Source organism: Paraburkholderia sp. BL6669N2, from assembly GCF_003387275.1.
Classification (GTDB): Bacteria; Pseudomonadota; Gammaproteobacteria; order Burkholderiales; family Burkholderiaceae; genus Paraburkholderia.
The window spans coordinates 1,380,359-1,402,912 of the sequence record NZ_QUNA01000002.1; the positions used below are offsets into that span (position 1 = coordinate 1,380,359).

The window sequence follows — 22,554 nt, forward strand, 5'->3', positions numbered from 1 at the left end:
AAAAAGCGCGTTTCTTCAGCTACGGTGCCGCCAACATGGCAATGACGATCTTCTTCGTCCCAGCATTCTATATAGCATGCCTTCAACTTGACAAAGCCCCTCGGTGCGACCGAGCCATACTGAACATTCCCTCTCCGCGCCCGGTAACGGAGCGCATACGCAGCCATGGTGCCGTGATTATTTCTGTCGAGTTTCGTCGTGGAACTCGACGTCCTCGACCACGTTGTCGATATCCATGCGTTGTCCGGCGCGCACGTGCACCTGTTGCTCGTGCGTTTGCTGTGCGCGCATTGCCTGCTCGCGAAGCTGTTTGCGCAGATCGCGCGTTTTCCACCAGACAAAACCGCCGATCAAAACGCCTGCTCCAAGCACCACTGCCAACATCACAAGCGAAACGGCGAACCCCACGACGAGTAGGGCAGCGCCTGTCACCACGGCTAGTAGCTTCGCCAATAGGCTCGGCGGACCAGAGCGCATAGTTGCGCCATTCAGCTTGAGCCTTTCCTGATGCTTGTCGAATTGCATCGCATCTCCAATCGCGGTTTCAAGGGTGAAGTGCAACCACGAGATAAATGTTTAAAGGTTTGAGCCGGATTTGCTGATACGACGGTTGTGCCGTTTGAACAAAGCCGTCCTGTTATCGCTCAGTATGCGCCGAAGATCCGGTAGACTGGTTGCGTAAACGTATCGTTATATCGTCATTCGCTATCCAATTGATTTAAAACAATTATTTAAAGAGACTCGGCCGATAGCCGTCAGTTTTTCGTATTTTTTCGCGAACGCAATTTCATCGGTCTATCCGTCGAATGATGAAATACTATCGGTTTGTCCTAGGAGCGGCGTTTCGCCCGCATAGCCTTGCCCAGCAGGGCTCGGCGACCGTTCCTTGCGAAAGTCTGCACAATTGGGCGGTCGCGAACATGATGCAATTCCTCGCTTCGCGGGGCTCACCGGTGCCCGGCGAATTTGGAGGGCAGACACTAAGGCTATCCATCTTTGCCTTTACGGCAGACAGATGGACGTGTCCGCTGGGGGGCATGATGGACGATCTGGAGAAGAGGGCAACTTCGCTTTAGCGTGCGCGGACGCTAGGCCAGATCCTATCCATATCGAAGTTTGCGGGAGAGCGGAAAACGACAAGTCCTTCAGAAAAGGCCACTTGTCGCGCCACTGCGCTGTGATCGGGAAGGTAAGCGATTGGCACCTGATCCCTCGGGTTGAGCACCCCCGTTTGACCCCGGACGTGCGGTATCCCCTGTTTCATCGCCGCTGCTCGAGTCCGGTACGCTTCGGTGAACACGCCGAGCATGAAGGCTCTCGCTGCAGCGCGTTGGAGCCTGCTCCCTACCTGTCTCTGATCTATCCTCCTGAACTGTGGGCTGCCGGTCGACCATCGCGGTTTCTGTCCCGTTCCACCTTCAAAGACACGCCTGAAGTCATACAGTGCACCGATGACAACTTCCCATTCCTCGGAACTTACGCTGTCCTGTGGCGGCAAAAACCCATGTAGCGACTCTAGCGTTGAGCGATACACCAGTGAAATGCTCTCTGGTTCGATTGGGTGGCAGCCGTCGTGAATCTCAGTATCAGACGTTCCGGGCAGGACGAGTCGTTGTTCCCAACGAAGAATGGTGACATCGGTCGCAGAGCCAAGGGAGCAAGGCGTTGGTGGAGGGTGCAAGCGCTGCACGGTGTCGAGAAGGACAGCTCTCAGATACTCCGTAAGGCCGGCTCTTTGCGACAGAATTTGCTCTAGCGGCCAAAGCTTCTCCTGGGCGCTCTCGAGCCAACGGAGCATTGTAGTGAAGGAATTTTCAAGTGCCTGGCCTTCGTGTCTGAATTGTTTGTATCGGCTGAAAGAGGCCGAATTGCCGTCGACACAAGAGCCACACTTTCGGCAAACAAAGGGGCGACTTGAACCAGTGAGGGTTGCCATCGCCCCTATGGTAGATGTTGGCTCCCCACAGACCTTGCACTCCTGCAGAATTTTCACGTGATGTAACGGGCACTCCGTGACGAATGTTAACTGGTGAGCCACGCTGTGATAACGGGCTGCCATGCAATCCGGGCAAAACGCGAATCTCCTTCGTAAAATGACTTCAGCAAGCATTGGCAATTCGGCGTGGAGTCGCTGATCTGGCAGCAGACGCCAAGCGCTGTTGGCGGGAAGTCTCAGGAAATCAAAACCGACATATGTGGGCTTCGCCCGTCGAACACGCACGGTTAAAGGCGCAACGCCAAGGACACGGGCTGCTGCCCCCACGTTAATGGCGTTAAATTCGGCAAAGCGAAAGAGGATTCCTGTGGAAGATTCCATCTGGAGGGGGCGCTCGTGAAGACCGAGATAGCCTGAAATGCCAGCCGAGTCCGCAGTCGGCTTCACGGAGCTTGCACGCGCGAGGTCGGTGGCCTCCTCGATGCTCACGGGGATTACTCGCGAATTGCCCGTCGCGACCGCGTATCCCTTGGACCGCAGTTCCATTGCCGCTTTCAAAACCAAAAGCTCGTGTTCAGAGAGGGTCAATAACGCTTGCCGCGTGGCCGCGTCGAAGTCGTTTGATTTGACCTTGGTACCGGGTACACCGGGCAAGAGCGTGTCAATAAGATTATGGGGAATGCCACTGCACTGTTCGACCCGTTCTGGCGAGAGGCCAAGTGCGTGCAGTCGTTGTGCTCGTAGTGCATATTCAAACGTGGGGTAGAGGTCGGATTTCACGTCGGTTCATGTGCATCCGTCTCAAAACCGTGCGCCGCTTGGTCAGCCGACCATGACCGACGAGCGAGGCGCCCCACGTACTGCCGGTTCGGAACCGGTTCGAGCAGGTCAACAACCGACACCTCAAGCTGTGCAGCAATTCTTTCTAGGCTTGTAACGGATGGTTCCTTTTTCAGGGTTTCCAAGTCGGTGGCAAACGTCCGGAACAACCGTGCGCCCACAGATAATCGTTCCTGGCTGATGCCTTTTTCTGTCCTTATTCGGTAGACATTGCAGGCAATGCGCACAAGCGCTTGCTGCGTCGAGATGCGATGCCGCTGCGCGTTCGCGGCGCTGAACAAATCCCTGACGTCCAGCCTGAGCGCATGAGCGAGACTGTCGAGCGTGGAAAGCCGTGGGTTTTTCTTGGCATGCTCGCGCTCAAGTAATGCAATCCCACCTCGGGACAGGTCTGTCGCCTTCGCGAGCATTTCTTGGGTTAAGCCAAGCTGCGCGCGGCGGGCGCGCAGAAGCAGGTGCAGTTCGCGTGTCGTATCGGCATTCTTTCTCGGCATGAGCGGGAGGATCGCCGAGGGAACAACTTTTTTCTAGATAGAGTTAAGTTTCACTGTTTTTATTTTCACGTGTTTTAGTTTGCAATTTCGCAAATTCTAGAGTCCACCGTCCTGCCTCGACGTGAGATGTCAACGCGGCATCGTGAAGTGGGGCGAACGTTTTCAATTCAGTGAGATTGGGGCTGCCTGACTACTGGCTCCTGAAATCAGGTGCGGTACGTAAATAGCGCCGCGAAGGCTAACGATGAGTGGGGCAAGACTGCCGGTTGGGACGATTTTCTTGGTCGACGTTCGGTGGGAGCGCAACGATACGTCGGAGTCAGTCCGCTCCGCGCGCCTGGTTGCGACGACGGGCGGGCAGCTCCTTCAAATCCTGCAGACCATAGGCATTACTGGCGCGCAGATTCACGTGCTAAGCAGCCACGATACTGACTGGAGCGCTGGCCTGGTTTCGGTTGCGACGGAAATTTGCGTTCTTCGGGAGGGCGACAAACTTGTTTATTCGTTGGAGTAGGGGGACCGGTTCTTTATCGACCGCGACGGAGAGCCACTGGTCCTTTTCAAGTTATTCCGATTGGAGGAGCTCAACAGTCCTGACGCGTCGCCCGAGTGACGACGCGTAGCCGCAAGGTGAGGGCGCCCGGCCGAACCGGCGGCCGGCAACTCAGTCTTTCTGACCTTCCGTATCCCATCCCATCCTATGCTTGTTAACGGTCTCGCGGTGGCGCTCGTCATCTTCCGTGTGCAGGTACAGACTGGTCGTGTTCAGTGAGACGTGGCCCAGGTTGTCGCGCACGGTGCGCAGATCGACTCCGCCGTCGGCCTGATGTGAGCCGGCGGTATGTCGAAGCCAATGGGCTGAAGCCCGATCCAGTTCATCAGCCCGGTCGGCGAACTCAGTCCCTTTCGATCGCAGCCACGACGCGGTCCCACCAAAAATGCTCTTGATTGCGTCGTGAATGGCCGAGCGCGACAGGCACCGGCTCCTGCCTTTGAGCGGGATCACGAGTGGAGTTTCTTCGGCACGGGTGGGCAGGGCAGGCAGGCCATTTGCCAATCGGTACCGGCGTAACTCCTGGACGAGTTCGGGGGAAGCCGGCACGATTCGCTCCTTGTCGCCCTTTCCCAGCGTCTCGAGCCACCACTGGTCCTGGCCATCTCCGCCGAGCCTTCTGAAAAAGCTGCCCATCTGGCCGCCGGCGACTTCGGAAATCCGCATGCCCTGCAGATAGAACAGCGTGGTGAGCCAGCGGCAACGCGCGTAGTAAGCGCGTTGCGCGTCGGTTTCCTGCGGAAGTTGTTCGACGAACAGCTTCACTTCATCCCAGAGCGACGTCGACAGATAGCGCGTGACCCGGGGTGCAGAGCGCTTGGCCCGCTGTCGCAGCAGCGCCATGGGATTGCCGCGCAGATAGCCAGCGTTGACCAGCCACGTGAACATCGCATTGAGGATGATCAGCGCCTGGCGCTGGCTGGCCGGCGACAGCGGCCCGTTGAACGGCCGCCAGCGTTCGTCGCCGCGCGGGTATTTGCCACCAGTGGCCGACACCCAGCGGTTGGCCGGCTGCGGATCAACGAGAAACGCCTTGAACATCAGCAGATCTTCGTGCGTCAACGACGACAGCGGTTTGCCGAGCTGCACGACGGCCCATAACAGCAGCCGCTCGGCTTCCTTGCGGTAGTTGTCGAACGTCGTTTTCGTGTCCGCGTAGTTCGACAGCCACGCGCGCACGGCATCCAGATCGTTGCGGGCCGACAGTTGCGAGTTTTCGATTGCGCCACGGTTGGTGCCGTCGCGGCCGTCGAGACTTTCCGGCACGGCGAGCGATTCGACGGGCTGCACGGTGGCGAGCTGGGCATTGGACACGGTTCGGGCACTCCAGATTGCGGGAAAACGCTGACTAAGCCAAGTATCGACTATAAACGACATTATACGCCTAATGTCGTGTATTTGGCGAGAAAAATTGGATATACAATGTTATACGTTGTAATATCAACACATTTATTACACTTTAATCGAGGTCGACGGCCATGACGCTAGAAACAGACATTGAAGCGCTGCGGGAACGCGTCTCTGACACGCAGGAGCTTTACCGCGAAGTCTGCGTGCTGCTTTTCTTCCGTTATGGTGAAACGCCGACAGCGAACAAGCTGTATCAGCTGGTTCGCAAAGGCAGCATGAGCGCACCGGCCAAAGCGTTGCGTGAGTTCTGGGTCGGCGTTCGAGAGAAAACGCGCGTCGATGTCGGCCAGCCCGATTTGCCCCCTGAGGTGGCTACGGCCGCCGGCGAACTGGCGTCCAGACTGTGGCAACTCGCCAGTGAAACTGCGCAGCTCGGCCTGCAGTCTTTCCAGCAGGAAGCTCAAGAGGAAGTCGACAACGCTCGACGAACCATTGAAGAAGCAGATCGTGAACGGGAAATGGCGCTTGACGCCGCCCGTGAGGCGGCTGATGCTGCCGCAGCAGAAAAGCAACAAACGGCCGACACCGAAGCGCACCTCGTTCGGGAACACGCAGCAAACACGATGCTTCGAGAGGAACTGGAACGTGCCCGAAACGAAGCTGTTGCCGCCGGATGTGCGCTAGCCGATGCCCGGCGGGACTTCGCGGGAGAACTCGAAAAGCTTCGGATATCGCTTGCGCAGAATGAGCAACGATTGGTGGCCGCTGAAAAGCGGGCGCTGATGGAGATTGAGAACGAGCGGGCGGCGGCGAACCGGGCCAGAAAGGAGTTGCAGCGGGCCACTGACAGGATCAGCCAGCTCGAGTCTGCCCACCGCGTTGAACGCGATGCATTGCGCGACGGCCTGGCAGGTCTGAAGGCGCGGCGGGATGGGCTGGAGCAAGAGCGTGTAGGTCTCGATGCGCAGTTGTCTGCGAAGGACGCCGCTCTTGCCGAACTGAAAAGTGAAGCGGATTCACTGCGGCATCAAGTCGCGGTCGCGGCTGAAAGGGCGGCGTCAGCGCGAACAGGGCCTGTAGCCCGTCGCCCTGCTCCGCTTCCTTCCTTGTCCGGCGCCCACAAACGGCGGCGCGAGCTCAAGCTTTCGGGCGACACCTTTCGCAAGCGTGTACGCGTCCTGGATTGAGGACGTGACATCACCCGATCGCAGTGGTAACTGATAACGAGAGAAGTTCCAACGTCGCCGCTTTTCCTCTGCCAGCCCGGTAACGTTCAGAACGGATACCAGACCACGTCTTGCTCTTGATCAGTTCATCGGAAAACGTCTGAGACCAGTGTCTTGAGAGCGCACGCCCGAGAACGACTGCCGGCGACTTCAATGCCAGGTCGACGAGCCGCTCGAGCTCGTTGGGATGCACCCGAGTGATTCCTTCCCTCGGGATTCGCCGCTCCCACGACGCAATCGTTCGTTCCACCGTTTCCGGGGTTACTCGATGAGAGCCGGAAAACCGATGCACGGCATCTTTCCACGTCGCTCGAGCGCGCGCCCATTCGCCTGCCGGAGTCAGGGCAATCAGCAGGATATGCGGAGGCAGAATTCGCCGTCCAAGCCTCTTTGTCACCTTGATTGTGCTGTCGTGAAGGTTTGACTTGAGCTGCTCGCGCATTCGACTCTGGGCGACTTCAAGTGTACCTGGCAGCCCCTCCTTCAACGGATCAAGTGCGGAAAGAAGAGACGACGGGAAAAACAGCGTGAACACGTCAGGATCTTTCACACCCGCGCTCAGCATAGGGCGCTTCCAGTTGCTATAGCTCGTGCTGTCGCGCTTGTACTTCTCGCGCATCTCGATTACGGCAAAAAAAGCCCGAGGTTCAGGGTAGAACGACGTTCACGCGATAATGCAACCGCCTGACACCGAGCCTCAGACGATGCTGCTCGGTATTGTCCAGGAAAGCCCGGAGTACAGGTCGAACCTCGATGGAGCGACAGAGGATACCTGCAATCGCCAGTTCTTTCAGTGGCTGCCGCGCCCCAGTACGGAACGCGTACGCTCATAAGGAACCGTCATTCTTCACCTCCTCCGCTTGCTGTCATGACCCAGCGCCACGCGCTGCTCGGCTACTCACCAACCTGACTCCACCTCGCGGAGGGGACCCGCCAACGCTTGTAGGCGGATGGCCACTCTCCGGCTATGCGGAAACGTTTAGGAAGGTTCGTTGGAAGATGCGCGCTGCGTTCCAGATATTCCTGACAACGCGCCAGTGCTACCCCGGACCCAACGCCCACCGCCATGCATTCACGGTGCCCTTGAACGACGTGCCATCGAAACCGTGGGCATACACGAGGAAGCGTTTGATTGCAATGAACAGGCGTCGCACCGATACAGGCAACCGGTCAATTCTCGCTTGCTCCTCCATCGCTTCGAAAAGACCTGACGCCTCCCCCTCCAGGCGATAACCAGCGGCGAACAATCGGGGGACGAAGAATTGAGTCCAGGTGCGTCCAGTTTCATCTCTTTGCGAATCAATACACTGAAGTAATGACATGATCTCGTAAACTTCCCCGTATCCACCCAAACGGAGCATGGTGGACGGGAGTTCTGATGCCAACCGCTGGGCGAACAAATTCCTCATGTCTGATTCGTCTGTCGCGGCGCCGAAGAACATCAGGCCAAGCTGCAGGCCCTCCTCCAGGAGTCGGGCACCAAGCAGCGAGAGTTCGTCAACAATGATCGGGGTCAGGTACTGACTCTGGTCCACTAACAGATATATCGGCACATGGTTGCCGCCATATTTATCAAGAAAGGCGTTCGTCAGCCTGAACCGCTTGTCTACAACTGATCCATTCAGCTCCGTCAAGGAGAAACTCGCCAGCAATTCACCAAGGACATCACCCGACCTGCATTTCTGCGCGCCGGAGAAGATCACGCAATGGTGTACGGCAACTTCATGGATATCGGCTTTAAGCCGTTTCCCGATAATGTGGGCGGCGCTACTCAGCCCTCCTTCTGGCATGGTTTCCACATAAATCCACGGTGTGTGTGCAACGACAGCATCAAATATCTGCCGATACAATTCCTTGATCGGCGCACTCGTGAGACGTCGCAGAGGGCTTGCGTCGGCAAGGGGGTGAAGCCGCATGGCGGACACGAAGGCCTCGTCACTAAGCACGCATCTGCATATGTCCTCGAACACATCGAACGGCCCGTCCTGCTCTACCCATCTTCCAGTATTGCGTTGCTGCCCCCGATATTTTCCCGCCTCTTCTCTCATGCTGCGAGCACCTGGTCGATACGACGCGGCGACGGTTTAAACGGCGCCGCAGTGCGCCCTAAAATCATCGGGAAGAAAACGAGACCTACTTCTCTCGAACGATTGCGTTGCACGCGCGCGCCAGGGAGAAACGCAGGTACAGTCCCCTCAATGCCGTCTGCAAGAACACTGACGTCCATGTAACCGTGGATCACGTGTCGGAGAACGACGGCGTGCATCGCACCGTACACCGCCATCAGTCCGCTATAAATCGCAAGGCGCGACCTGTCATCGCTCTGCACGCGAAGAAAGTACCTCGTGTCGAGCGAACGTTCAGCAAGAGCGGCGGGTAGTACGTCGTCGTAGGCTCCCATCAATTCGTTTCTGTGGCGGAACCATGCATAGGCCGCGAATTGAGGGGTGATTCCGCGCAGAACCATCTTTCCCGTACGCCGGATGTCTACCACCAAGCTAGAGATGTCGGCATGCTTTTCTGCCCCCGCCAGCCCCATCTCAATGCGACGCAGAACAACGCGATACACGCTCTGTGCAGTTCTCATCGAATTTGGCTCGCGGAGTGCGCTGCCACGGTGCTCGACGCTCCTTGTTGCGCGCATCTGCAAATCCCAGGCAAGAATATCAATCTCTCTACCGGGGAGAGTGCAATTTCGAGGCAGCGGGTTCAGAACGTGCCCCGCCGCCCGCGCGAGTTGCTCAGCGTCATCCCAAAGCGCCCTGCACTGATGACTGGAGAGAAAATTCCGCAGCGGATTCAGTCTCACCGTAGCCTTGTCAGCCCACAAATTCAGTGAAGCAAACCGTTCGCGAAGCAGCATCTCGTTCGACGGCGAATCCAGATAGTCCCCAAATGAGAGCGGCGCACCGCTGAGCGGTTCATCACAATGAATGCAATAAAATGGCTTGGCCATGAGCGCTTTAGAAAAGCCGGCTGATCCGACTCGGCGCCCACAGTTTTGACACTCAATCCTGAGGACGCAGTCATGAACGGGGCAGACTTCAAGCGGCACGAAACAATGCCAGAACGAGTGATATGCCTCATGGAGGCATATCGGGCAAAAGCGAAAATCCCTCGTGAACCAGATTGGCACAAGGTCGCGCAGCGCACCGAAAGCGGCCTGCTCCTCCACGGGCGCCGACCAGCCAACGCCTCGCATAAGGCAATCAGCGTCGACTCGCGACACTGTCGCCAATGACTGACGGAGGCCAGGCGCCCGGAGCTTAAATTGCCTGCGCATTGCGTCTACCGGCATTGCGTTGAACCAGCTCAGACGCATGATCGCATTCAGCGAGGATTCGTTGGGAAGCGGACGTCTGTCCGCCCCTATCCAACTACTCTGTAACATCATCGGTTGTATTTCGACTCTGGCCGCCTGTTCCAGAGGTCTGGCCGTTGCGGTTGGCGCCTCCAGACTTCGGTCTGAGGTGCTTTCCGGTTTGTGCAAGAGGATGCCTAGCTTTATGACGCATCAGATCCAGCATCGCCTCGGTCTTAACGACTCGATCCCAGTCCTGGTCCGTAAAGCTTACTTTGGCGTTCGTTGTCATGTGATTCAGCACAAACGCTCGGATCGACGAAAACACTGGGCGCGCGGAAAAGCCCAGAACTGTCGCGGATTCGTGAACACGCGCGAGTGCTGCAAAGAACCTTTCCGCTTCATGCGCGAGTCTGAACTTTTGACGACCGTTGAACGCATTGTCAAAGAAAAACTCAGTCCAGTAGACTCCGTCTGAGTCTTGCTGCCTATCAATCTGGTCGAGAATGTTCCAGATGTCATCCTCCGAACTATAACTGCGAAATTTCACTTCCTTTGCTGCGAACCGCGAAGCCTCCCCTTGAGCGGGCTTCGCTTTCAGCTCCATAATCCTCTGTTGAAGCACCGGGTTTTCGCCAAACAGGATGGGGAGAAGAGTCACGCCCAGCCGTCCGACTGCATTCTCCAGGTCCTTTAAATGTTGAAATTCTCTAGGTGATACCACCTGCGCCTCGTCCAGAAAGAGAACGTATGAGCAATCGTTCGCCTTTTTGGCCGCTGAAACAATTGTGTGCACAAGCCGCCTGCTGACATGAAAAGTGCTCCCGGTGGAATTGGAATTTCCAAGTGACTCGAGAAAACCGGCATGGAACGCCACCGGAGCGGGAATATCATTATTGAGCAGATCGTGCACGCCGATTGCACGTGGACCAAAGTCATCCTCAATTTTTTGACAGATAAGTTGAATGGCCGCTGTCTTACCATCGCCCGACGATGCACCAATATATAAACCGGACTCGCGCATGCGCAGTTGATACGCGACAGACTTGTACAATTCATTTACAGGGTTGGTGAAGATCAATCCTTGTTTGGTGCCGATAGGATGCTCCACAATACGGCGGTTTCTCTGTCTACGCAGCTCCTTCTGGTCCTCAGCGGCTCTCCCTTTCCCACGCCCTTGCGTTTCGACGCCCGGACCTGTCGCGCCGGAAGTTGAATCCTTACTCGCGTGTTCCTGATTTGTTGTTCCTCTCTGAGAGGCGTTATTGGTATCGTGTTCTTGATACCGGTCGCTCGACGCTTCCATGTTGCGATCTGCTGTCATGTATTTCCTCAAGAAAAATGAGCTTCGTGCTCGCATTGTGTTTTCGTTACCAACTATCCCGGTCACGGGCTTCCTGCTATTTGCGCCGGCTTTTTCTCAAAGCAACTTTCGACAGACGAGCAATACCGTGCGTCGAGCGCAGCAGCGAACCTCTTCAGGCAAGAACGTCATATCCGGTAACGGTTCAATCGTCTTCTCGCTTGCGACGCCTCGTTGGCGGCGGAAGCTCGAAGTTTTCAACGTCCATGCCAGGCGGTTCGTCAATGACCACAACATCGTCAATGTCGTCGGTCATTCGACGTATTGGCTGCTCCTTGATGCGCGGCGCAACTACAGGAGCGAAAACCTCAATGACCTGATCAGTGTCGATGAGCCGGAACTTCTTGAACGGCAGTGCTGTTACGCCCGTCTCGATTTTCCAGCGCGCGAGAGCAAGCGCTGCCTCGCTAGTTTTGGGCGACGTTTTCTCTCCATCCCTCAGTGCTTCAGCCGCGACAGACTGCAAGTGACTCGAGAAAACCGGCATGGAACGCCACCGGAGCGGGAATATCATTATTGAGCAGATCGTGCACGCCGATTGCACGTGGACCAAAGTCATCCTCAATTTTTTGACAGATAAGTTGAATGGCCGCTGTCTTACCATCGCCCGACGATGCACCAATATATAAACCGGACTCGCGCATGCGCAGTTGATACGCGACAGACTTGTACAATTCATTTACAGGGTTGGTGAAGATCAATCCTTGTTTGGTGCCGATAGGATGCTCCACAATACGGCGGTTTCTCTGTCTACGCAGCTCCTTCTGGTCCTCAGCGGCTCTCCCTTTCCCACGCCCTTGCGTTTCGACGCCCGGACCTGTCGCGCCGGAAGTTGAATCCTTACTCGCGTGTTCCTGATTTGTTGTTCCTCTCTGAGAGGCGTTATTGGTATCGTGTTCTTGATACCGGTCGCTCGACGCTTCCATGTTGCGATCTGCTGTCATGTATTTCCTCAAGAAAAATGAGCTTCGTGCTCGCATTGTGTTTTCGTTACCAACTATCCCGGTCACGGGCTTCCTGCTATTTGCGCCGGCTTTTTCTCAAAGCAACTTTCGACAGACGAGCAATACCGTGCGTCGAGCGCAGCAGCGAACCTCTTCAGGCAAGAACGTCATATCCGGTAACGGTTCAATCGTCTTCTCGCTTGCGACGCCTCGTTGGCGGCGGAAGCTCGAAGTTTTCAACGTCCATGCCAGGCGGTTCGTCAATGACCACAACATCGTCAATGTCGTCGGTCATTCGACGTATTGGCTGCTCCTTGATGCGCGGCGCAACTACAGGGGCGAAAACCTCAATGACCTGATCAGTGTCGATGAGCCGGAACTTCTTGAACGGCAGTGCTGTTACGCCCGTCTCGATTTTCCAGCGCGCGAGAGCAAGCGCTGCCTCGCTAGTTTTGGGCGACGTTTTCTCTCCATCCCTCAGTGCTTCAGCCGCGACAGACTGCATCATGGCCTGTGCAGGATCGAAACTAAGTCGAGCATCCGCCTTTCGGTCTCGATAAAATGAGATTAGTGCCCGGCGAAAACGGATTGAATGTGGCCGTTCGGCCCAGTGGGCCTCAGGAAACAGAAGCCCCAGCACTTCCTGCGTACGCTCGACAACGGCATAAACGTCGTTCGCGTTCTCGCGGTTGATGTACAGCAAGAGCCGTTCCCCCACGTATTTATCGCTCGCCGTAAGCAAAGGGTGGTGATAAACGCAACCGTATTTTTCGACGTACGACGTCCGTTTCACTTTTTTGCCGTTACGCACACGTGCGGCTGTTCGCTCTGCGCAGACGAACCACTCCGGACGGTCGGATTCGGGTGCGCGCATGGGAAACACGCCAGAATTTGGATTAGTCAGCGCCTGCCCGATTGCCTCCACAGGGGTCAGTCCGTCCAGTGCATGAGTCGGGGAAGTATTTATCTTCGCCACTGAGCCGATGACGAGAGCGACGAGGTGCTCCGTATTGCAGCCCGCCTTAATGGCCGCCTTAATAGGATCAAACCGCTTCTCATCTCCTGGCCCGGTGCCGTAAGACATTGGCGTAGCTTTTGCCCCGATTTCTGACACTCGGCGGAAGAAGCCTTCAACCGGGTCACGCTCGTACCAGCAGTACACCGTGCCGAAATTCAGCGCACAGCCAAAGGCATCCATCAAGTTTGTTATGGTGTCCCGCGCCGTGTTTGCCCAGGCTCTGTCAAGTTTGATATAGGCCATGCCGTGACCAACGAGGTCTGGGAAATGGCTATTAACTAATACCTTCCCGTCCTCCGTATATGTGAGTTGCCAATCGTCGGCCTTAAGCCGTATGCTACGAACAACGGAACTAGCAACACCCATGGCGCTGCTCGCCGTCGGGGCCCTTTCAAGGGAGATGTGCAGGCCGACGGCCGCACCCGACGATGAGCAGATAAGCGCTCCCCAATGCCAACGCTTGACGGGAATCCTGACTTCGGTGTTATTCGGCAGAACGATAGTGAATACGTCCGCGCCATCCACAAGGTTGTAATCGAGCTGAAGCCCTTGTAGAAACCTGAACCTCGGCAACAGCCGCTCCTTCGATGGGTCGAACGGCCGGTGTTCGGCCGTGGCCTTTCCGTGTCGCGCCATGTCCGTTGCACGCGGATTGTTCTTGACATATCGGGCGCAATATCTGGCGATTGCGGTATACCCCCTCCCCGATACGCAGAACGGCCACTCGTTGTCACACAGTCTGGGCCGCAATAGTTTGAGTACGCCAGCATGAATCCTCTCGTACCGGATTTTGGCGGGCGACGTCGTTTTCGCTGGCCTCTCAAGCTGCTCATGGATATAGGCGCGCACGTCTGGAAACCGTCTGAGCACTTGCTCCAGGGCTCCGGCGAAACCGGGAACCTCGGTATCTTTTCGCCCATTCGTCCCGGTTCCATCGGTAGGCGCAGTCCGCGTGTATTCTTTCATGCGATAACGAGGAATTAGGCCAAAGAAGCCGGCCATGTTCCCCAACGGATCCCGACGCACGCACCGCTTCACTAATCGCCGCACCTCATCATCCGACAGTCCTCTTTTTTCCCGGATTGTGGTGAACGCAACGCCGTTCGCATAAGAAATGACAGCCTGCTTCCGACACATATATAGGTCTTCGTCGTCACCGAGAGCCTCCTGCAACGGCTCAGCCCAACTACCGTCCTCGGGGTGCCCGTCCTCGGGCTTAATCAGGTCTCGCTCTTTTGGCATCGTCTTAACTCTGCGCTAAAGCCCTGCGCCCACGTGGGTGCGAGCGAAGTACCCAGTTTGCATAAAAGACTATCGCGTAATACCCTCTCCCTGTTGCGCAAAACGGCCACTCGCTATCGCCCAGTCTGGGCCGCAATAGTTTGAGCACGCCAGCACGAATCGTCTCGTACCGGATCTGCTCGGGCAATGTCGTTCTAGCCGGCCTCTTGAGCTGCTGGTAGATGTAGGCGCGTACGACCGGAAACCGTCTGAGTACCTGCTCAAGCGCTCCAGCGCAACCGAGAGCAGCCTTACTCTCTTTTCGCAGATTATGTCCGGGTGAATCGATGGGCGCTGTCGGCGGCGCCGCACCGGTCTCGCTCGTTTCGCGTCGCTCTCCTGCTGCTCCCTCTCCCTTCTGCGCCAGACTCGAGGGGAAAACACCCGACTTTTTGGACGTTACTTCGTCAGTTGTTAAAGCGGAAAAATATGCTATCAATTCGGATGCCTAATTGATAATGTCAAAAAAGCTTGATATTCGTTCAGCCAACGAACGATCCCTGATTTACCTCGCCCTCCTGCTGCTCAATTGCCTCGGATTTGTCCTTCCATTTAAGAACAGAAGCAAGGCACAGCCGCTGTGTCTTGAGGTTGGTCTGTGTGCTCCCCCCTGCGATAGAGAAACCTATCGCCGCGAGCATCTTGCCTTCATCAACTCCAGGAGTGCCGAGCAGGTCGAAAACCGTGACGCGCCCAGCGTCATTGAGCGAATCGGCGATGATCCGCGTTTCAAAATCCAGCATGAACCGGTTGCGGCGCCCACGGTTCATGCAAGCTACGAGCACGGCCCAGTTCTCGATCTCAATATCTTTCCTTGCAATACTTTTCTCCGTGAAGACGCTATACTCCGCGCCTGCTCGCTTTGCAGCGTCTTCAAGCACCTGTCGAGCCAGAGTTGAGGACGCAAGATCGTCGCCATCTGCCGCCATACTGATCCATTCACTGCGCCCATCTGACCTTCCCACCGAAAAGCTTGCAGATGTCTTTCTTGAACGCCCTCGCTCATCCACGTACGCAACTACGAGTTCGCTCGGCCGGTACCAGCTAATTTCCGGATTGCCCTCAGCCAACATCGCCCAGATATACGTGAGGTTGTTCACGACCACGTATTGCGCATGGTTGTGCTTTGGCGAGTAATAGGTCCAGATGTTCCGCCCAGACAAGATCTTGGCCCGAAGCATGTCGTGAATCAACGCCCGCGTTGTTGTGACAATCGGAATCTCCAGCTCGTCATCATTGGCATCAGTTCGCACTTCAACCTCCTTGCATTGACGCTACTTCGCTTTCGCGACGGATCGGGCTAACATATCTACTACGTGGGCCACCACTAGCGGCTTGCGGCTGAATTGAAAACACCATATAGTTATCAATTCAACCACATTAGGTAGTTTTGTACCGTATTCGGAGTGAAGCGTATGGCAGATCGGCGAGAAATGCAAGCGGTTTCTGAACGGGCTAAGGACGAGGAACACTTCTCCTCAGAGTCGAGTCTCGTCTTGAAACGGCTGCTGCTCGAACGTCAGATGACCTATGCCGACCTCGCAGCGAAACTCCAGGCCTGCGGATATGACGAAACCGAGATCTCGGTTTCGCATAAAGTTCGACGCGGAAAGTACCAGCTTGGTTTTTTGTTCGAGGTGATGAACGCGCTTGGTGTCGACGTTCTGTCGCTGTCGGTCCCGGACTGGGCTCGCTCCCATCGGCCGGCGCCAGAGAGCGCGCACGCTAACTAGCATTCAAGGTCGTCCCACCCGTTGGTTTTTCCCGGCGCCGCAAATTAGTCCGTCAGCCGTCTCCACATGCAAGCCGTTTGCTGGGTGGCTCGGCACGGGCGGACCAACCGTATCGCCAACGGCTACTCGCGACCGTCCAAAGCCAACAATTGACCGAGCCGGTTGGCAAACTCCCGTATCTGACTCGCTACGGGCTTCCCACCCGGTTTGTCGCGGTAAATGCCTGTGGGCGTCGGGGCTGCTCGACGAAATCTCAGGCGCACAAAAATCGTTCATAAGGGCGAGCCCGTCGGCGACTGCTCGCTGGATCGCCACGCAGCGTCTTTTTCACGCCACCATTAACGGGCCGGCCAGTTTTCGGTCAATGCGCTCGCCTGAATTTGTCCCTCGCCAATTACCCCAAGGCGCTCTGGTGAACCGGGTTGTAGACGACTGTGTCGATCTGTTTGTATGCGCCGAGATCCCGTTACGACTCCGCAAGCAGGCGTTATGTAGTTCCTGCCAGCGTCGCCAGTTGGCAAAGTAAGGTGCATTCTGTTGCGACTGGCTTTATCAGCGCAGCCGCTTTGGGGATTAGTCCGCTCCGATACGCCACAACATAAAAAGAGAACTGGGGTTGGGCGCCACGGAGCATTGTGGGCTCTGAAGCCACTGAGTCTCTGGCTGGCGCGGCGACAAGTTGCGCCGGCTTCGCGTTCGGTGCGCCGGCAAGACCGCATACGGCATTCGATGCAGCTTTGCATTTGCTCCGGAGACGCCCTAACACAGTCATATTTCGTACGAGCGCAATCGCTAAGATCAGCCCGACTGCTACGAAACCACCACCTCTAGCCTTCGGCCCGGCTCCGCGTTTGTACTCGCAAAATTACGCTCGAACATTCATTTCAAAATCATTTCATTTAATTATGTAAAATTTAATCGCCGTATTTCCAAGGATTCGAACAGAGTCTTTGCGGGTTACCTAGAGTGAGTGTACGGAAACACTACCCGATTGGCGACGCGACCATTACCCGGTGTCATTAAAACATGCGAATAACGACATCGGGTAGCCATTCCGCCTGTCGGCCAAAAAGCTACCCGGAGGCTCCGCAAAATCAGCGAGACGCCCGAGCTTCTGTTCGTCGGGACGAACTTGAATAACTCCGGGTAGCAAATGGGCCGGTTTGCCGAAACTGTATGCGGCGTCTACAAGTCTCCACCCAGTACATGACCTGCAACGAGCGAACCTGGGACTAGCCGTTCGAGTTGCTGCAACGCTCGTCGGCCTGCCTGACGCCCGGCAAAAGGCTGCCACGCGCGCCGCACTGCGAAGTCAATGAACCCGCGTCGTTTGGGCTGGTTTCGTCTTTACTCGTGCAACGCGCTCGGAACTTACTGGACGCGCTGGATTAGCTATTGCTGCGCCGCCCGATTTGGCGGCCGACGTATTCCGCGAGCAGCTTTTTGTAATCAGGTGTCGGCACGGGATTTAGAAGTTCAGAACTGGAAACGCCGAGTCGCTTCGCTATTCGCTTTAGGCTGTCTATTGACGGGTCTGCTCGAACCAGTTCGAGAGCGTTGATATATCTTACGAAGTGACCGGATTGCAGTGAGAGGTCCACCTGACTTAGACCCTTGGCCTTTCGAAGCCGGAATACGTTGAGCGCCACGCGGAGGGCCGGATCTTGCGCATTCGCCTGACGTCGGCTGTCAGTATCAGAATCGATCAGGTCGAGAATCTCAAGCTGCAGGCCGTCAGCGAGGCGCACCAGCGTGGACAGACGTGGATTGTTGACCGTCTTCTGTTCAAGATGCACAAAATTGCTGCGTGACAGCCCGCAGGCTTTCGCGGCCGCTTCTTGGCTAAGACCTAGTTTTTCCCGGCGCCTGCGCAGAGCCGAAGAGAGGTGCTCGATCTCCGCTGATGTGTCGCGCGCTGGGCGCTCTTGGGCCGGGTGTCGCGCCGGCGTAGCCTGCTTGAGGTGATCAAGTTTCCGGGGCCGAAACAGGTCGACGACGGGCACGCCTAGCTGCTTGGCGATTCCCACGAGAGCCGTGACCGTGGGGTCAATCCGGAGTCCCTCCAGCCGACTGATATATGCACGGAAGTGGCCCGAGCCTATCGACAGGTCTTCCTGACTCATGCCCGCCTTTTGGCGGAGATGCACCACGTTGCCCAACACTCGAAGGGCGGGCTCTTGGGCCAATTTCCGATGCGGGCGGACACTGTCGGTATCTACAAGATTGCGAACGTCATATCGCAGACCTTCGGCCAGACGGGCAAGCGTCGAAAGGCGGATATTGTCGGCAAGATTTTGCTCGATTCTGTTAAGACGTGGTCGCGACAGGCAAGAGGCAGCGGCGAGCGCTTCCTGGGAAAGGTTCAACTCAGCTCGCCGACGGCGCAGGGTCGACGCTATGTGAGCAAGCGTCTCGGAGGCATTATCGGAAGCGGGTCTTTGCATTGTGGCCGAAGGATCGCCGACCCTCTGGCTTTTTCCTAGACCCGATAAAAAGATACGCTATTCATTAGATACGCCGGATACTTTACAATTACGGTTTCTGATCGCCCAACGTCATCGGTGGCGAACGGAGCATTGGCCCAGCTGCCCGCGTGAATTCCGACAGACGTTCGCCGGGCGGCCGCGACTATCTTTTCTGGGAATCAAAATGATGAACGAAGTCGACGAACCTGCGGACTTGCATCTGCCTTTGAAAACTTTGTACCTTGTGGACGTTTTCTTTGATTTGAAGGAACCCGGGAGGTGCGGAAATTCGAAACGTGTCTTGGCTTCCGGAGCACGTGCGGTTATCGACGTTCTCAATACCCCAGGCGTTGTCGGCGCTCAGATGCATGTTCTGCGCGGCCACGTTCCCAATACGAAACCGGACGACGAGCTTGTATCCGCTGTGTCGGAAGTCTACGTCGCCGCCTACGGAGTATTTGTCTATTCTCTTGAATCAGGCGAGAAGTATCTGGTCAATGGGCAGGGTGAGCCCACTCCCCTGCACCGGTTGCTTTATACCGGGCCAGCGCCGGGCGATCCTGACAAAATCGCCGTCCCTGCGCAGGCCGCCGAATGACAAACAACTAATAGGCGACGTAGAGTCTCGAGCGGTATCGAATAGACGTTTGATGCCGTCAAGGATAGCCGCTGGGGCCAGTTTGCCCGTGTATCTGCGCGATATCTGCTCATCGTTAGGCAAATACTGAGCAGGCGGAACCGGCTTCGACTAGATGGTCAGGCGCGAAATTGCACAGATAAGCAGCCAGGCTTGGGCGTTTTTCGGGGGGTGTTATTCGTTCGTCTACCCCAGGTTCGAGTGCTCGTCAGCGGTCTGCTCGCCTTCGGCCGGCCTTGGCCCCGCTTGCACTGCTTCCCACTCGACCCGATGGCGGCCGACCGTCTGCCGGTGACGCTCGTCGTCTTCCGCGTGGAGATAGATGCTTGTGGTGTTCAACGACACGTGCCCCAGATTATCCCGAATCGCCCGCAGGTCAACTCCGCCGTCCGCCATCCGGGACCCAGCCGTGTGCCGAAGCCAATGTGCCGACGCCCTTTCAAGCTCGACTGCGCGGTCTGCGTATTCGGTCCCGCGAGCGCGGAGCCATTCAGCAGTTCCCCTGAAAATCTGCTTGACGGCGTCATGCAGTGCCGATCGCGTCAATGCTTGCTTCTGTCCGTTAACCGGAATCAGAAGCGGCGTCCTTGCCGGAACAAAAGCACGGCTTGCCGCCTCGGGCAGCAGATGCGGCGAGCTTGAGCGGCGACTGGAGCAAAAAGACGAAGAACTGGGTCGCGCGGCCGAGACGACCGTCGATCTCCGTCGACGGATTGAGTCGCTCTCCGTCAAGCTCGAGGCAGGTCGGGAGGCGCTCCCTCCGGCAGTTAACCTGCCCAAGCGACGAACGAAGACGGCTCGACCAGTCGCGCGGCCTATCAGGTTTCACGTCATGCCATTGCAGAGGAAGGACTGATAGGTCGCGCGCCGCCGGTTGTGATATGTGCGCAGGCACCGAATCGACAGCCGGCCGGTTTGTCAACAGGTCGCCGGAAAGGCATGCATGGGCTGCGTGGGTGCAGGTGTACCGAATTCCTATCTAACGTTGATGAATGAAGATGCGCCACAGCGGCGGTATGAACTGCGCGAGATGTTCAATGCGTTGCGCTGGATGGAGGCTTCTTCTGCCGTCGTCATTTTCATCTGTTTTCCTTTGCTAGAAGCGAGATCATGAGTGTGCCAGCTAGCGGCCAATCTGCAGCCCCAGACGCGGCGCTTCGCGGTTGTAGTTCTGCCGCAGTTTTCAGGCCGTGCCGCGCGGCGGCCTTCACCAGATGTTCGCGACACCGCTCGAGCAATCGCGAATCGGTTGGATGGGCAATCGCCTTCTCCATGACCGTGGTGTCGACGATCACGCGCTTCACACTCGACGCCTTGATCACGCCGGCACGTTTGGCTGCGTCGATCGTTTCGCCCAGCAGCTCTTCAACGCCGGCTTCCCCGATCCGCTTGCGCCAGCGCGTCAGGCTCGACGGATCAATCGGTGGCTCAGTCTGCAAGTACGTCTCGCCCGTAAAAACCTGCCAGTACGGATTCTCCACCCATTGCCAGACCACCTCCTCGTCGGACAGGTCGAACGCGTGCTGCAGATACAGCAGCCCGGCAATCAGGCGCGGCGACGTTGCGGGTCGCCCTTTGTTCGAGGCGAAGCCCTCGCTCATTGACGCGCCCAACCGATCCCAACTGATCAGGTCGGCCAGTCGCACCAGGGGATGCTTCGGGTTGATCTGCTCGCGCAGCGGTTGCCGGAAGAAATCCCGCTCGGCTACAGGCGTCTTCGGACCCATCCGTACCTCGCGAAAAATGCAGGATTCTCGCGTTAATGTGCCAAGTTCCTGCAAATCTCACAACACCATTTCTTGCTCAAAGCCTCACCCTGCAAGGCTTCGAACATAGTTCAGGTCCGACTATTTAGAAGGCTTATCGACGCAGCTTCTCGTCAAATTGCTCTCGGATAATCCACATATCCATCAGCCCCCCCCTGATAGTACGTATCCGGTTCTCCCGACGATAGCGCGACGCCTCGCCGGAAACGTTCGACAAGGTCAGGGTTTGCGATGTAAGGGGCACCAAATGAAACAAGATCGGCCGCGCCAGAACTGATAACAGCTTGTGCAGATTCCTCCGTCATACCACCGTTCGCGATGACCAGGCCATCGTAGAAATTGCGGAAGTACTGCGCAGTTCCGCCTTTGAGTGCTTCAATCGGGGTGCCGGTCAAGTCACCGGGAGGATGGTAGAACTGCACGTATGCGATCTTGAGCTTAGAGACCTGTGAAACCAGGTATTCGTATGTGGGCAGTGTTTGCCCAGTCGGCTGAAACTTGCCTAAGCGAAACGCCGGGCTCAGCTTGACGCCGATCCGACCCGGTCGCCACTCTGAGATCATTGCTTCGAGAACGTCGAGCGCAAACCTAGCCCGGTTCTCTATACTGCCGCCGTAGCGATCTTCACGCAAGTTGAAGTCGTTGTGCAGAAATTCCGGAAGCAGATAGGAGGCAATTCCGTGCAACTCGACCCCGTCGAAGCCGGCTTCCCGCGCGAGCCGCGTCCCACGCGCGTAGTCGCTGATCGTGCGCGCGATATCCCCGAGAGTCATCGCCTTCGGCGTTGGTGATGTCTGGAAACCGGTGGGCGTGAACACTGGCTGTTCGAGGCCGACTGCCGACGGAGCAAGAGGCAGCGCGCCACCGAGAAGATCCGGATGCGAGGCCGCGCCAAGGTGGCCGAGTTGCACGAAGATTCGGCCGCCAGCATCATGAACGGCATCTGTCACGCGCTTCCAACCTTCGGCCTGCTTTTCGTTGAATAAGCCAGGTACGTGAATGGCACCGATTGCCTCAGCACTGGGCCAGGTGCCTTCGCTCATGATAAGTCCCGCTGATGCACGCTGGCGGTAATACTCAGCCTGCAAAGGAACCGGAACCAGTTCCGGATTTTCCGTCCGAGCTCGCGATAGCGACGCCATGACAATGCGGTTCGGCAACTCGATCTCGCCAAGCTTGATCGGCTGAAACAAAATACTGCTGGATGATTTCATTGCTGCTCCAAATTTAAACTCGGGAAGGACGTACGGAGATGCGTCGCCGCAGGGGAGGAGCCAAGACATGTCGGCGGCGATCCGGATGACCCGCAACCCCCGCAAATTTTGACGGCTGCTAGGAGTTCGATCTTGGCGATCTCGCCGCTGCAATCGACGCGGCATCTCTGCCCTGAAAGACTGGCAACGCAGTCTCGAAGGACCGTTTACCTCGAAGCCAGGGAAGAGCAAGCAGAACAGCTGAATCATCCTGGAATCCGCGCTTGCCAATGGTCCAACCCCGCCCGGAGCGATTCGAGACTGTCTAGGTCATGACCAACTGCGCAGCATCGATAACACCTATATGCAACTCAGGTCCGAAATGCAGTGGACCTCACCTTCCGAAGGATGGTAGCATTGCGATAGCTAATGTTCTAGTACGCACTATTTGGTA

At 56.7% G+C, this 22,554-nt stretch carries 17 protein-coding genes and 2 pseudogenes; 4 read left to right on the forward strand and 15 right to left on the reverse strand.

All coding sequences use genetic code 11. The features are described 5' to 3' along the window. Nucleotides 1–177: 177 nt before the first annotated feature. From B0G80_RS28730 to B0G80_RS28755, 4 genes are all read right to left on the reverse strand, one after another. Nucleotides 178–525, reverse strand: coding sequence for a hypothetical protein (locus B0G80_RS28730; RefSeq protein ID WP_116121384.1), 348 nt, complete (start codon nucleotides 523–525; stop codon nucleotides 178–180). 547 nt (nucleotides 526–1,072) lie between these two features. Beyond that, nucleotides 1,073–2,716, reverse strand: a complete 1,644-nt coding sequence (locus tag B0G80_RS28740; RefSeq protein WP_116121386.1) for a hypothetical protein — start codon at nucleotides 2,714–2,716, stop codon at nucleotides 1,073–1,075. Beyond that, complete coding sequence (locus tag B0G80_RS28745) at nucleotides 2,713–3,270, reverse strand: helix-turn-helix domain-containing protein (protein WP_116121387.1); 558 nt, start codon at nucleotides 3,268–3,270, stop codon at nucleotides 2,713–2,715. The genes B0G80_RS28740 and B0G80_RS28745 overlap by 4 nt, the downstream gene beginning before the upstream one ends. Nucleotides 3,271–3,934: 664 nt before the next feature. After that, a complete protein-coding gene (locus B0G80_RS28755; protein WP_181920088.1) occupies nucleotides 3,935–5,137 on the reverse strand; it encodes a tyrosine-type recombinase/integrase in 1,203 nt (400 codons plus the stop codon). Between the two features lie 164 nt (nucleotides 5,138–5,301). Here B0G80_RS28755 and B0G80_RS28760 point away from each other — a divergent pair, with 164 nt between their 5' ends. Beyond that, nucleotides 5,302–6,360, forward strand: coding sequence for a DNA-binding protein (locus B0G80_RS28760; RefSeq protein WP_116121389.1), 1,059 nt, complete (start codon nucleotides 5,302–5,304; stop codon nucleotides 6,358–6,360). A gap of 10 nt (nucleotides 6,361–6,370) precedes the next feature. On the opposite strand, the gene B0G80_RS28765 is transcribed toward B0G80_RS28760, so the two are convergent. The 4 genes from B0G80_RS28765 to B0G80_RS28780 form a co-directional block, all read right to left on the reverse strand. Continuing rightward, the gene (locus B0G80_RS28765) at nucleotides 6,371–7,018 is read right to left on the reverse strand and encodes a hypothetical protein (protein WP_116121390.1); all 648 of its coding nucleotides are present in this window, start codon (nucleotides 7,016–7,018) and stop codon (nucleotides 6,371–6,373) included. 421 nt (nucleotides 7,019–7,439) lie between these two features. Then, nucleotides 7,440–8,447: a hypothetical protein gene (locus B0G80_RS28770; RefSeq protein WP_116121391.1), complete on the reverse strand. Its 1,008-nt coding sequence runs from the start codon at nucleotides 8,445–8,447 to the stop codon at nucleotides 7,440–7,442. After that, a complete protein-coding gene (locus tag B0G80_RS28775) occupies nucleotides 8,444–9,355 on the reverse strand; it encodes a hypothetical protein (protein ID WP_220377500.1) in 912 nt (303 codons plus the stop codon). The genes B0G80_RS28770 and B0G80_RS28775 overlap by 4 nt, the downstream gene beginning before the upstream one ends. 421 nt (nucleotides 9,356–9,776) lie before the next feature. After that, nucleotides 9,777–11,024, reverse strand: a complete 1,248-nt coding sequence (locus B0G80_RS28780; protein ID WP_116121393.1) for a hypothetical protein — start codon at nucleotides 11,022–11,024, stop codon at nucleotides 9,777–9,779. On the opposite strand from B0G80_RS28780, the gene B0G80_RS45435 reads away from it, so the two are divergent. After that, complete coding sequence (locus B0G80_RS45435; protein WP_147309929.1) at nucleotides 11,023–11,583, forward strand: hypothetical protein; 561 nt, start codon at nucleotides 11,023–11,025, stop codon at nucleotides 11,581–11,583. The two genes, B0G80_RS28780 and B0G80_RS45435, sit on opposite strands and share 2 nt — an antisense overlap. On the opposite strand, the gene B0G80_RS45440 is transcribed toward B0G80_RS45435, so the two are convergent. From B0G80_RS45440 to B0G80_RS28800, 3 genes are all read right to left on the reverse strand, one after another. Continuing rightward, nucleotides 11,510–12,007: a hypothetical protein gene (locus B0G80_RS45440; protein WP_147309930.1), complete on the reverse strand. Its 498-nt coding sequence runs from the start codon at nucleotides 12,005–12,007 to the stop codon at nucleotides 11,510–11,512. The genes B0G80_RS45435 and B0G80_RS45440 overlap by 74 nt on opposite strands. A gap of 184 nt (nucleotides 12,008–12,191) precedes the next feature. Then, on the reverse strand, nucleotides 12,192–14,027 hold the full coding sequence (locus tag B0G80_RS28795) for a hypothetical protein (protein ID WP_220377501.1): 1,836 nt from the start codon (nucleotides 14,025–14,027) through the stop codon (nucleotides 12,192–12,194). 761 nt (nucleotides 14,028–14,788) lie between these two features. Continuing rightward, nucleotides 14,789–15,559 carry a hypothetical protein gene (locus B0G80_RS28800; protein ID WP_116121397.1) on the reverse strand — a complete coding sequence of 257 codons (771 nt, stop codon included), beginning with the start codon at nucleotides 15,557–15,559 and terminating at the stop codon, nucleotides 14,789–14,791. A 162-nt stretch (nucleotides 15,560–15,721) separates the two neighbouring features. On the opposite strand from B0G80_RS28800, the gene B0G80_RS28805 reads away from it, so the two are divergent. Continuing rightward, on the forward strand, nucleotides 15,722–16,039 hold the full coding sequence (locus tag B0G80_RS28805; RefSeq protein WP_147309931.1) for a DUF6471 domain-containing protein: 318 nt from the start codon (nucleotides 15,722–15,724) through the stop codon (nucleotides 16,037–16,039). A 1,388-nt stretch (nucleotides 16,040–17,427) separates the two neighbouring features. Here B0G80_RS28805 and B0G80_RS28810 read toward each other — a convergent pair. Further along, nucleotides 17,428–18,483 carry a helix-turn-helix domain-containing protein gene (locus B0G80_RS28810; protein ID WP_116121399.1) on the reverse strand — a complete coding sequence of 352 codons (1,056 nt, stop codon included), beginning with the start codon at nucleotides 18,481–18,483 and terminating at the stop codon, nucleotides 17,428–17,430. Between the two features lie 205 nt (nucleotides 18,484–18,688). Here B0G80_RS28810 and B0G80_RS28815 point away from each other — a divergent pair, with 205 nt between their 5' ends. Further along, a complete protein-coding gene (locus B0G80_RS28815) occupies nucleotides 18,689–19,102 on the forward strand; it encodes a hypothetical protein (protein WP_116121400.1) in 414 nt (137 codons plus the stop codon). Between the two features lie 225 nt (nucleotides 19,103–19,327). Here B0G80_RS28815 and B0G80_RS47310 read toward each other — a convergent pair. The 3 genes and pseudogenes from B0G80_RS47310 to B0G80_RS28830 form a co-directional block, all read right to left on the reverse strand. Next, nucleotides 19,328–19,744: pseudogene (locus tag B0G80_RS47310) on the reverse strand (tyrosine-type recombinase/integrase); the annotation flags it as partial. A 523-nt stretch (nucleotides 19,745–20,267) separates the two neighbouring features. Then, nucleotides 20,268–20,868: pseudogene (locus B0G80_RS28825) on the reverse strand (transposase); the annotation flags it as partial. Between the two features lie 152 nt (nucleotides 20,869–21,020). Further along, nucleotides 21,021–22,121 carry an alkene reductase gene (locus B0G80_RS28830; protein WP_116121402.1) on the reverse strand — a complete coding sequence of 367 codons (1,101 nt, stop codon included), beginning with the start codon at nucleotides 22,119–22,121 and terminating at the stop codon, nucleotides 21,021–21,023. Between the last annotated feature and the right edge of the window lie 433 nt (nucleotides 22,122–22,554).

What these genes read in the sequence shown, in the direction of transcription:
- B0G80_RS28730 (WP_116121384.1), bottom strand. Translation starts at nt 525, where the DNA reads ATGCAATTCGACAAGCATCAGGAAAGGCTCAAGCTGAATGGCGCAACT.
- B0G80_RS28745 (WP_116121387.1), bottom strand. Translation starts at nt 3,270, where the DNA reads ATGCCGAGAAAGAATGCCGATACGACACGCGAACTGCACCTGCTTCTG.
- B0G80_RS28760 (WP_116121389.1), top strand. Translation starts at nt 5,302, where the DNA reads ATGACGCTAGAAACAGACATTGAAGCGCTGCGGGAACGCGTCTCTGAC.
- B0G80_RS28765 (WP_116121390.1), bottom strand. Translation starts at nt 7,018, where the DNA reads ATGCGCGAGAAGTACAAGCGCGACAGCACGAGCTATAGCAACTGGAAG.
- B0G80_RS28770 (WP_116121391.1), bottom strand. Translation starts at nt 8,447, where the DNA reads ATGAGAGAAGAGGCGGGAAAATATCGGGGGCAGCAACGCAATACTGGA.
- B0G80_RS28775 (WP_220377500.1), bottom strand. Translation starts at nt 9,355, where the DNA reads ATGGCCAAGCCATTTTATTGCATTCATTGTGATGAACCGCTCAGCGGT.
- B0G80_RS45435 (WP_147309929.1), top strand. Translation starts at nt 11,023, where the DNA reads ATGTATTTCCTCAAGAAAAATGAGCTTCGTGCTCGCATTGTGTTTTCG.
- B0G80_RS28780 (WP_116121393.1), bottom strand. Translation starts at nt 11,024, where the DNA reads ATGACAGCAGATCGCAACATGGAAGCGTCGAGCGACCGGTATCAAGAA.
- B0G80_RS45440 (WP_147309930.1), bottom strand. Translation starts at nt 12,007, where the DNA reads ATGACAGCAGATCGCAACATGGAAGCGTCGAGCGACCGGTATCAAGAA.
- B0G80_RS28795 (WP_220377501.1), bottom strand. Translation starts at nt 14,027, where the DNA reads ATGGCCGGCTTCTTTGGCCTAATTCCTCGTTATCGCATGAAAGAATAC.
- B0G80_RS28805 (WP_147309931.1), top strand. Translation starts at nt 15,722, where the DNA reads ATGGCAGATCGGCGAGAAATGCAAGCGGTTTCTGAACGGGCTAAGGAC.
- B0G80_RS28810 (WP_116121399.1), bottom strand. Translation starts at nt 18,483, where the DNA reads ATGCAAAGACCCGCTTCCGATAATGCCTCCGAGACGCTTGCTCACATA.
- B0G80_RS28815 (WP_116121400.1), top strand. Translation starts at nt 18,689, where the DNA reads ATGATGAACGAAGTCGACGAACCTGCGGACTTGCATCTGCCTTTGAAA.
- B0G80_RS28830 (WP_116121402.1), bottom strand. Translation starts at nt 22,121, where the DNA reads ATGAAATCATCCAGCAGTATTTTGTTTCAGCCGATCAAGCTTGGCGAG.